The organism is Bacteroidales bacterium (assembly GCA_014860575.1).
Taxonomy (GTDB): domain Bacteria; phylum Bacteroidota; class Bacteroidia; order Bacteroidales; family JAAYJT01; genus JAAYJT01.
In genome coordinates this window covers 1-9,467 of record JACZJK010000041.1, presented here as the reverse complement: position 1 = coordinate 9,467, position 9,467 = coordinate 1, and the positions used below count along the sequence as shown (strand labels likewise).

Below are 9,467 nucleotides of genomic sequence, written 5' to 3'. Positions count from 1 at the left end.
GCCCAGCTCGCGTTGTAGCTTGGATGAATCAATGGCATAGCGCAAATCGTGGCCTGCGCGGTCTTTCACATAAGTTATGAGCTTTTCAGAAGTGCCGGCAGGCCTATCCAGCTTTTCATCCATCACCTTACACAGCACTTTTATCAGGTCAATGTTTTTCCATTCATTGTTGCCGCCAATATTGTAGGTTTCGCCATTGCAACCTTTGTGGTAGATCAGGTCAATGGCGCGGGCATGATCAATCACATAAAGCCAGTCGCGTACATTTTCACCTTTGCCGTAAACCGGTAGCGGCTTGTTGTTGCGGATATTATTGATGAACAGCGGGATCAGTTTTTCGGGGAACTGGTTCGGGCCATAATTGTTTGAGCAATTTGAGATCACAACGGGCAATTCGTAGGTATCATGATAGGCGCGAACCAAATGATCGCTGCTGGCCTTGGATGCGGAATACGGACTGTGCGGATCGTAGGGTGTTTCTTCAGTGAAAAAGCCTTCATCACCCAGTGATCCATAAACTTCATCGGTTGAAATATGATAAAATAGTTTGCCAGCATGATCATCCTTCCAATGGAATTTTGCTGCATTGAGCAGGTTTACGGTTCCAACAATATTGGCCATAATAAATTCCATGGGGCTAGCAATGCTGCGATCCACATGCGATTCGGCGGCAAGATGGATCACACCATCAAATTTGTGTTCGTCAAACAGATTGAGCATGTGGTCAGCATCCACAATATCGGCTTTGATGAAGCGGTAGTTCGGCTCCTGTTCAATGTCTTTGAGATTGGCCAGGTTGCCGGCATAGGTAAGCTTGTCGAGGTTGTAAATGCAGTACTCGGGGTAATTTTTTATAAAAAGCCTTACAACGTGCGAACCGATGAAGCCTGCGCCACCGGTGATGAGAATGTGTTTTTTGAATTCCATATCAGGTTATTTTATTTGATACGAATGCACGAATGGAATATATTATTCGTGCATTCGTGGCAATTATTCTTATTTTTTCTCTAGTAGCTTCTGTTCCCATTTCCAAGCCGAAAGCGTCATTTCATCCATTCCAAGTTCAGCTTTCCAACCAAGTTCATGGTTCGCAAAAGTAGGATCAGCCCATATTTTTTCAATATCTCCTGCCCTGCGCCCCACTATTTTATAATTCAGTTTAAGTCCGCTTACTTTTTCAAATGAATGAATTACTTCCAGAACGGAAAAGCCATTACCGGTTCCAAGGTTGAATATTTCAAAATTTGACTTGCCTTTATTCTCAAACATGCGTTCAACAGCCACCACATGGGCTTTTGCCAAGTCAACCACATGAATATAATCGCGGATGGCGGTGCCGTCGGGTGTGGGATAATCATCACCAAAAACACTTAATAGTTCTCTTTTGCCAATGGCTGTTTGCGTGATAAAGGGCATTAAATTATTTGGAACTCCGATCGGATATTCACCAATCAATGCTGAAGGATGGGAGCCAATAGGGTTGAAATAACGCAAGGCAATGCCTTTTAATTCCGATATATTGCAAACATCACTGATGATCTCTTCCGAAATCTGCTTGGTGTTGCCATATGGTGACCAGGCTGGAATAATAGGCGATTGTTCCGAAACCGGCAGCTTTTCCGGTTGACCATAAACCGTACATGATGACGAAAACACAAGATTCCCAATGCCGTGCTTTTGCATGTTCTCCATCAGGTTGATAAGAGAGTAAAGATTGTTGCGGTAATACATCAGCGGCTTTTCAACTGACTCGCCCACGGCTTTGTAGGCAGCAAAATGGATCACCGTATCAATACCCTTGTATTCCTCAAAAAAACTGTTTGCTGCATCGGGATCTGCCAGATCGAGTTCAATAAAATCAGGGCGTTTGCCTGTAATTTCAGCGAGGGAATCCACCACTTCGGGGAAGGAGTTGGAGAGGTTATCAACAATCACAACCTCAAATCCTTTTTCCATTAACTCCACCACAGTGTGGGAGCCGATATAGCCGGTGCCGCCGGTGACGAGAACTTTCATTTGTTAAGTATTATAATTCAGAACAGTTGAACATTTGAATAACAGAACAATCGAACAATCGAATTGAGAAGGCACGGTTCGGACTTGTTACAATGAGGAAATCATAACTCATTAATTATTTAAAACTTGTTTACCCGGTAACATTGATACAACCATGTTAAACAATGTCAGCAAGTGTTTGATGTTTTTCATGGTTGATTATTCAAAAACATTTACACAATCCTTCCAGCCTAAAACCCTATGATCACTTCGTGGATAACTCTCATCGCCGCCATAGATCAGATATCCCTTATGGGAATTGGCATTTTCTTTCCACCAGTTGAGGTTTTTAAAAAACCCGGCATGAACCGTTTCGCCCGATTTAATTTCAATGGCGTATGGTTCAAAAGGATTTTCAAAAATGCAATCAATTTCTATCCCTGTATTGTCGCGCCAAAAGTACAAGTCATTTGAATGCGAATGATTCATACGGGATTTTCTTAGTTCCGATAATACCATATTTTCAAACAAAGCGCCTTTCAGGTGATGAGTAGCCAGCGTTTCTTTATTGTCAATTCCCAGTAAAGCGCATGCCAGGCCTGTATCGTTAAAATAGAGCTTCGGCGATTTGATCAAACGTTTATTAAAATTTTTGTGGTAGGGATAAAGCCGGTAGGTAATAAAACTTGTTTCAAGGATGGATAACCAACGCTGAACCGTGTGATAGGAAACCGATAAATCGGTAGCAACAGAGCTGAAATTCACCAGTTGTCCGATCCTGCCCGCGCAGATGCCCAGGAATCGTTGAAAATTCGACAAATCACCTACGTTCAACACCTGCCTGACATCCCGCTCCACATAGGTGGTAATATAGTTGCGCAGCCATTCCGTGGAAGGAAGGTCCCGGTCGTAAATGGCTGGGTACGATCCCGTGAGCAGGTACTCCTGATAGCTTGCTGGGTAATACGCTGTATCTTTCAATTCCTCTAAAGAGAATGGGAGTAAATAAAATATGGCTACCCGGCCAGCCAGGCTCTGCGTGATTTTTTCCAACAACAGGAAATTCTGGCTCCCGGTAAGCACAAATCGCTTTTCTTTGTGTTCATCCACCAACACCTGGATATAAGAAAAAAGTTGTGGTGCATACTGTGCTTCGTCAATGATCAGCAGGTCTCCAAAAGCTTTCAAAAACCCTTTTGGATCAGTGAGAGCATATTCCCGTGTGCTTATGTCTTCAAGATTGGCATAATGAAAATCTTTAAAAATCGCCTTTACGAGGGTCGTTTTCCCCGATTGACGCGGCCCGGTAACAGAAATAACCGGGTACTTACCTTCGAGCGATTGAATCCGCTTTTTTATGCTTCGAGAGATCATGTTGCAAAAGTAGGTTTTACAAATTAGAAATACAACTTCTAATTTGTAAAGAAATTGCTGCTTAACGAATCAGAGTCATAAAACTATCCGATCTTTCTTACCCGGTCATTCTTCAACTCGTATCTTTCCTTGCTTTCAGGGCAAACGGCAATACCGTTTTCATCAAAATGCAGGCGATGGCCGAACTCGCTCATCCAGCCAACATGGCGGGCAGGATTGCCAACAACCAACGCATAGGGCAGCACTTCTTTTGTAACTACAGCACCTGCACCAATAAAAGAAAACTCGCCTATATCATGCCCACAAACAATGGTGGCGTTGGCTCCGATAGAAGCGCCTTTTTTAACAAATGTCCGTACATATTCACCACGACGTATCACCGCGCTGCGCGGGTTCACAATATTTGTAAAAACCATGGAAGGGCCCAGAAAAACATCATCCTCGCAAACCACACCGGTATAAATACTTACGTTGTTTTGAACCTTCACATTACGACCCAACACCACTTCGGGCGATACAACTACGTTTTGCCCGATATTGCAGTTCTCGCCTATCTCACAATTGGGCATGATATGGCTGAAATGCCAGATCTTTGTGCCTCTGCCGATTTTGCAGCCTTTGTCAATGACGGCGGTTTCGTGTGCGAAGTATTCTTTGTCCATTTGATTTTGGTTTTGATTCAATTAAACTACCCCTGCTTATTTTTCATCACTTGCTTCAAATCATTTGGAGTGTTGGAGTATTGGAGTAATGGGAAAAGCCACACATCACTACATTACTCCATCACTCCATTATTCCATATTTACAAACTCGAGCACCGCCGAAGTAATAAATTCCAGTTGTTCTTCATCCAGCTCGGTATGCATGGGCAGTGAAATCACCCTTGAGCATAAATCTTCTGTAACCGGTAAATCGCCTTCTTTGAAGCCGTATTGTTCAAAAGCCTTTTGCAAATGGATCGGAACGGGATAATAGATCATGGCCGGAATGCCTTTACTCATCAAATGTTCCTGCAATGCTGTGCGATCCAAATCATAAAGCTTCAGCGTGTACTGATGGAAAACATGGGTGGAAAAATCAGCCCTGGCAGGAATCTGCAAATGCTTGTTTTCTCTGAAAGCGTTGTTGTAATAATTGGCGGCTTTCTGCCTGGCGGCTGCAAAATCATCCAGGTGTTTCAGCTTCACGTTAAGCACGGCTGCCTGCACACTGTCGAGCCTGGAATTCACACCAATGTCATCGTGGTAGTAACGAACCGTCATGCCGTGGTTCACAACACTGCGAAGCTTCTTAGCCAAATCATCATCGTTAGTAAAAATAGCGCCACCATCTCCATAACATCCTAGGTTCTTGGAAGGGAAAAATGAGGTTGTTCCAATGGTTCCGATAGTTCCAGCTTTCTGAACCGTACCATTGCTGAAAATAAAATCAGCGCCGATGGCCTGGCAATTGTCTTCGATCACATACAAATTATGTTTTTCGGCAATCTGCATGATTTTTTCCATATCGGCGTTTTGGCCGAATAAATGCACCGGCACAATGGCTTTGGTTCGGGGACTAATGCGACGCTCAATATCTTCTGGAACAATGTTGAAGGTATCGGGGTCAACATCGGCAAAAACCGGGGTGAGGCCAAGCAAGGCAATAACCTCGGCGGTTGCAATAAATGTAAATGAAGCGGTGATTACTTCATCGCCGGGTTTCAGACCCAAAGCCATCATGGAAACCTGCAAAGCATCGGTACCATTGGCACAGGGGATCACGTGTTTCACACCCAGGTAGTTTTCCAATGATTCCTGGCATTTTTTCACTGCAGGGCCATTGATGAATGCCACTGAGTCAATTACTTCCATAATTGAAGCGTCAATTTCGGGTTTGATTTTTTCGTACTGACCGCGAAGGTCAACCATGTTAATTTTGTTCATCGTGTTAATTGAGGATTGAGAAGAATAATCAGTGAATTAGAGCCTGGCAAAGATAATGAATCTTGTTTGTAACGGAAGCTACCGCCATTTAGTGCAGCTTGTAATACCTATTTGTTTATTTTTGCGTTTACTTTATCTCTACCCTCCACCACATGAAATTTTCAAATACACTTATTGCATTTTGTTTGGTGTTACTCTCACCGCTGCCTGGCCTTGCACAGGTGAAAATTAGTGAAGAGAAAGCCAGTTTCCCTTTGTTCAATGCTTACTATGCCTTCCAGATGCCGGGACACGACCTGGCTGAGCGGTTTGGGAATAACTCAATGATTGGCGGTGGGTTTCTTTACAAGTTCAAATCAAACCTCCTGGCCGGGGTCGAAGGCGGGTTCCTGTTCAGTGAAAATGTAAAAAATTCAGATGAGTACCTGAAATTGATCGCCTCCAGTGAGGGATATGTGATCTCAGAAGGCGGAACCTTTGCCGGAGTTTTTTTTCATCAGCGTGGATTTAACATTAGCGCCCGTTTCGGAGGGATTATTCCGGTTGTTGGCCCGAACCCAAATTCAGGATTGATGCTACTTGGCGGGCTAGGCATACTGCAGCATAAAATCCGGATCGAAATAAGTGAGAACAATGTACCGCAGTTGCGTGATGATTACAAGAAAGGTTATGACCGCCTGACGAACGGTCTTTCCATCAGTCAGTTTATTGGTTACGTACATTTCGGTAATAACCGTACAGTCAATTTCCATATCGGCTTAGAGTTCACACAAGCATGGACAAAATCAAGGCGGCCATTTGATTTCGACCATATGCAAGCTGATACCCAAAAACGATTCGATAGTTTATGGGGCATTCGATTAGGCTGGGTTTTACCATTGATCAAGCGCTCCCCACAGGCCTATTACTATTACTAGAGTCAATGCGCCACCTGTATAATTTCAGCATACAATTTTATTTGCTGGCTGTTCATATCGCCGCCATATTTAAACCTAAAGCCCGGCGATGGCTGAGGGGTCGCAAACAGCTTTATAAGACACTAAGCCTTTTAAAAAGCAATCAGCAGCCATTAGCCTGGTTTCACTGTGCCTCATTGGGTGAGTTTGAGCAAGGCAGGCCGGTAATTGAGGCATTCAAAAAACATCAACCTGAATATAAAATTTTACTTACTTTCTTCTCGCCTTCGGGCTTTGAAGTCCGGCAAAATTACGAGCATGCTGATTTCGTATGCTATCTCCCGGCCGATACTCCTTCAAAAGCAAAACGCTTTGTTACAGCTGCGAACCCATCAATGGTGATTTTTGTGAAATATGAATACTGGCATAATTTCATGCACGAAATCATTCAGCGGCGGACTCCATTATTTGTCCTTTCGGCAAATTTCAGGCCGGAGCAATATTTCTTTCAATGGTATGGTAAAAGGTTTTTGAAGAACCTGGAGCAAGTCACTCATTATTTTGTTCAGAACCAGCAGTCCGCAAACCTGCTGAAAAAAAATGGCATTAATCAGGTTACAGTTGCAGGCGATACCCGTTTTGACCGCGTGATGAAAATTGTAAACGAAGTGGTATTAATTCCTGTGATTGAAGCATTTGTCGCAGGGCATCATGAAGTAATAATTGCCGGCAGTTCCTGGCCTGTTGATGAGGATTTGCTTGCGAGGCTTTTTCATAAGAATCCTGCTAAGTTCAAATTAATCATTGCTCCACACGAAATTCATGAAGCCCATCTGCAATCCGTTGAGAAACTATTCCCTGGGATCGCAATCAGATACTCACAGGCCGAACCTGCTGACCTGGTTCAAAAACAGGTGTTGATCATAGACAGCATTGGGATGCTTTCAAAACTTTACCGCTACGGACGCTACGCTTATATTGGCGGTGGATTTGGGGTTGGCATCCACAATGTGCCTGAAGCTGCTGCGTATGGAATTCCAGTGATCTTCGGACCCAATTACAAAAGGTTTCAGGAAGCAATTGATCTGATTGAAATTGGTGGGGCATTCAGCATCAATAATTTTGAGCAATTGCAAATGGTTTTTAATGACTTTGAAAAAAATAGTTCCACGTGGCAAAAAAGCGCTTCTGCCTGTCGTGATTATGTTCAGCAAAAAGCGGGAGCCACACAAAAAGTAATGGAGTTCATTGCCAACTTCAAAAGCGGATCATTAAAGAAATAACAAGCACTCCATCTTTCGGTCCGAACCCATCTTAAATGCAAAATACCTACTGAAAAAGTGCGTACCTTGAGAACCAATTCGTTACTTTGTGAAATATTTAACTGTTTGTGAAAATGGAATTATAAGCAAATGGGAAACGGTCATCAACATACACCCAAAATTTCGAACCTGAACAGGGCCTTTATCATCGGGATTGCCATTAATACATTATATGTAGTAATCGAGTTTGGTGCCGGCCTGCATTACAATTCACTGGCATTGATTGCCGATGCTGGACATAACCTTACTGATGTGGCAACGCTGGCGCTGGCATTGCTTGCTTTCCGTCTGTCGGGGGTAAAGACCAATTCCAGGTTTACTTATGGTTACCGCAAATCAACCATTCTGGTTTCGCTGGTTAATTCGGTGGCGCTTTTTGTTGTAATAGGCGCGATTTTATGGGAAAGCATCAGTCGGTTAAATGATCCGGTGGTAATTGAAGGAATCCCAGTGTCTATAGTTGCCGGAATTGGTATCATCATCAATACTGTGTCGGCCTTGCTGTTTTTCAGGCACAAAAACAGTGACCTGAATGTAAAAGGGGCTTATCTGCACCTCATGGCAGATGCTCTTGTTTCTCTCGGCGTCGTCGTTTCCGGATTGTTGATTTTCTTTTTTCAACTTTACTGGCTCGATCTGGCCATTAGCCTGGTTATCGTTGCAGTTCTTGTTTATTCAACATGGAGTCTTTTCAGGGACAGCCTTTTTCTCTCGCTCGATGGGGTTCCCAGAGGCATTAGCGTGGAAAACGTCGTAGAAAAAATTAAAGAAGTTGAAGGTGTGACTGATATTCACCATCTGCACATTTGGGCAATGAGCACAACCCAGAATGCCCTTACAACCCATATTGTAATTGCTAAAAATACTGGTTCGGAAAAGCAAAGCCAGATAAAAAATAAGGTTAAGCATGCACTGGAAAAGCTAAATATTCATCATGCTACACTTGAATTTGAAACCAAAGACGACAGCTGTAGCGACATAAATTCAATTCTGGAATAAGCCACCTGAACTCATTATTACTTGCACTTGGGTTTGATAAGCAGCAAGTTAGGCACCATAAATCTGGCTTCCAAAATTATTTTATTTTTTTTTGACGCATATTTACGTCAGAATAAAATTCTGACGTATTTTTGCGTCACATTTTTAATTGCAGGGGCAATTTCATTTGAACTTGGGCCCGCGTTTTAACCAAATAATTTACAGACATGACATCAACAAAGACGCTGCTTTTCGATAAAGGGCTGCGTGAACAGGCAAGACTGTTCAAAGCACTGGCTCATCCTGCACGCTTAGCCATTCTTTTATATCTGGCTGAAACCAGGACCTGCATCACAGGCGATATCGCGGATGAAATCCCCCTTGGCCGTACAACTGTGAACCAGCACCTGAAAGAATTACGGAATGCGGATCTGATTGTTGGAACCACCGAAGGGGTTAAGAAGAACTATTGCCTTAACAAAGGGAAAATAGAATCGCTGAAAATCCTTTCCGATGAGTTCTTTGATAAAATAGATCTTGAAAATCCATGTTGCAGACTCGAAATAAAAAAAGATGAAAATACTGATCCTTTGCACCGGTAACTCCTGCCGCAGCCAGATAGCGCACGGTTTTATGGAGTCGTTTGATAAACAAATAACTGTGCGCTCTGCTGGAACCGAAGCCTCCGGAAAATTAAATGAAAAAGCAGTTGCTGCCATGAAAGAAATTGGCATTGACATCAGCCACCACACTTCCGATCCGGTTGAAAAATACCTGGATGAAGAATGGGATTATGTGATCACCGTTTGCGGCGGAGCCAATGAAAATTGTCCGGTTTTCTTAGGTAAAGTAAAGAACCGCCTTCATATTGGTTTTGATGACCCATCGCATATCACCGGAACCGAAGAACATATCTGGAGTGAGTTTATCCGCGTCAGAGATGAAATTAAAGAAGCTTTTTATACACTATATAATAA

General features: G+C 43.1%; 10 protein-coding genes. 5 read left to right on the top strand and 5 right to left on the bottom strand.

Annotated elements, in window-relative coordinates; translation table 11 throughout:
• The 5 genes from rfbB to IH597_11145 all read right to left on the bottom strand — a co-directional run.
• Positions 1–927: dTDP-glucose 4,6-dehydratase (gene rfbB, locus IH597_11165; protein MBE0663013.1), on the bottom strand; the 927-nt coding region annotated here is incomplete at its 3' end.
• Between the two features lie 69 nt (positions 928–996).
• A complete protein-coding gene (galE, locus tag IH597_11160; GenBank protein MBE0663012.1) occupies positions 997–2,016 on the bottom strand; it encodes a UDP-glucose 4-epimerase GalE in 1,020 nt (339 codons plus the stop codon).
• 198 nt (positions 2,017–2,214) lie between these two features.
• Positions 2,215–3,369, bottom strand: coding sequence for an ATP-binding protein (locus IH597_11155; GenBank protein MBE0663011.1), 1,155 nt, complete (start codon positions 3,367–3,369; stop codon positions 2,215–2,217).
• A gap of 83 nt (positions 3,370–3,452) precedes the next feature.
• Positions 3,453–4,031 (bottom strand): N-acetyltransferase, encoded by a 579-nt coding sequence (locus tag IH597_11150; GenBank protein ID MBE0663010.1) that lies wholly within the window; start codon positions 4,029–4,031, stop codon positions 3,453–3,455.
• A gap of 129 nt (positions 4,032–4,160) precedes the next feature.
• Positions 4,161–5,294: a DegT/DnrJ/EryC1/StrS family aminotransferase gene (locus tag IH597_11145; protein MBE0663009.1), complete on the bottom strand. Its 1,134-nt coding sequence runs from the start codon at positions 5,292–5,294 to the stop codon at positions 4,161–4,163.
• A gap of 152 nt (positions 5,295–5,446) precedes the next feature.
• On the opposite strand from IH597_11145, the gene IH597_11140 reads away from it, so the two are divergent.
• The 5 genes from IH597_11140 to IH597_11120 form a co-directional block, all read left to right on the top strand.
• Positions 5,447–6,211 (top strand): hypothetical protein, encoded by a 765-nt coding sequence (locus tag IH597_11140; protein MBE0663008.1) that lies wholly within the window; start codon positions 5,447–5,449, stop codon positions 6,209–6,211.
• Between the two features lie 5 nt (positions 6,212–6,216).
• Positions 6,217–7,473, top strand: a complete 1,257-nt coding sequence (locus IH597_11135; protein MBE0663007.1) for a 3-deoxy-D-manno-octulosonic acid transferase — start codon at positions 6,217–6,219, stop codon at positions 7,471–7,473.
• A 129-nt stretch (positions 7,474–7,602) separates the two neighbouring features.
• Entirely contained in the window at positions 7,603–8,511 is a 909-nt protein-coding gene (locus tag IH597_11130) for a cation transporter (protein MBE0663006.1), read from the top strand.
• 206 nt (positions 8,512–8,717) lie between these two features.
• Positions 8,718–9,092 (top strand): winged helix-turn-helix transcriptional regulator, encoded by a 375-nt coding sequence (locus tag IH597_11125; GenBank protein ID MBE0663005.1) that lies wholly within the window; start codon positions 8,718–8,720, stop codon positions 9,090–9,092.
• Positions 9,064–9,467, top strand: a 404-nt coding sequence (locus IH597_11120) for an arsenate reductase ArsC (GenBank protein MBE0663004.1), incomplete at its 3' end; no start/stop codon positions are given. The genes IH597_11125 and IH597_11120, both read left to right, overlap by 29 nt.

Coding starts and splice junctions, on each gene's coding strand:
- galE (MBE0663012.1), bottom strand. CDS start 2,016: ATGAAAGTTCTCGTCACCGGCGGCACCGGCTATATCGGCTCCCACACT.
- IH597_11155 (MBE0663011.1), bottom strand. CDS start 3,369: ATGATCTCTCGAAGCATAAAAAAGCGGATTCAATCGCTCGAAGGTAAG.
- IH597_11150 (MBE0663010.1), bottom strand. CDS start 4,031: ATGGACAAAGAATACTTCGCACACGAAACCGCCGTCATTGACAAAGGC.
- IH597_11145 (MBE0663009.1), bottom strand. CDS start 5,294: ATGAACAAAATTAACATGGTTGACCTTCGCGGTCAGTACGAAAAAATC.
- IH597_11140 (MBE0663008.1), top strand. CDS start 5,447: ATGAAATTTTCAAATACACTTATTGCATTTTGTTTGGTGTTACTCTCA.
- IH597_11135 (MBE0663007.1), top strand. CDS start 6,217: ATGCGCCACCTGTATAATTTCAGCATACAATTTTATTTGCTGGCTGTT.
- IH597_11130 (MBE0663006.1), top strand. CDS start 7,603: ATGGGAAACGGTCATCAACATACACCCAAAATTTCGAACCTGAACAGG.
- IH597_11125 (MBE0663005.1), top strand. CDS start 8,718: ATGACATCAACAAAGACGCTGCTTTTCGATAAAGGGCTGCGTGAACAG.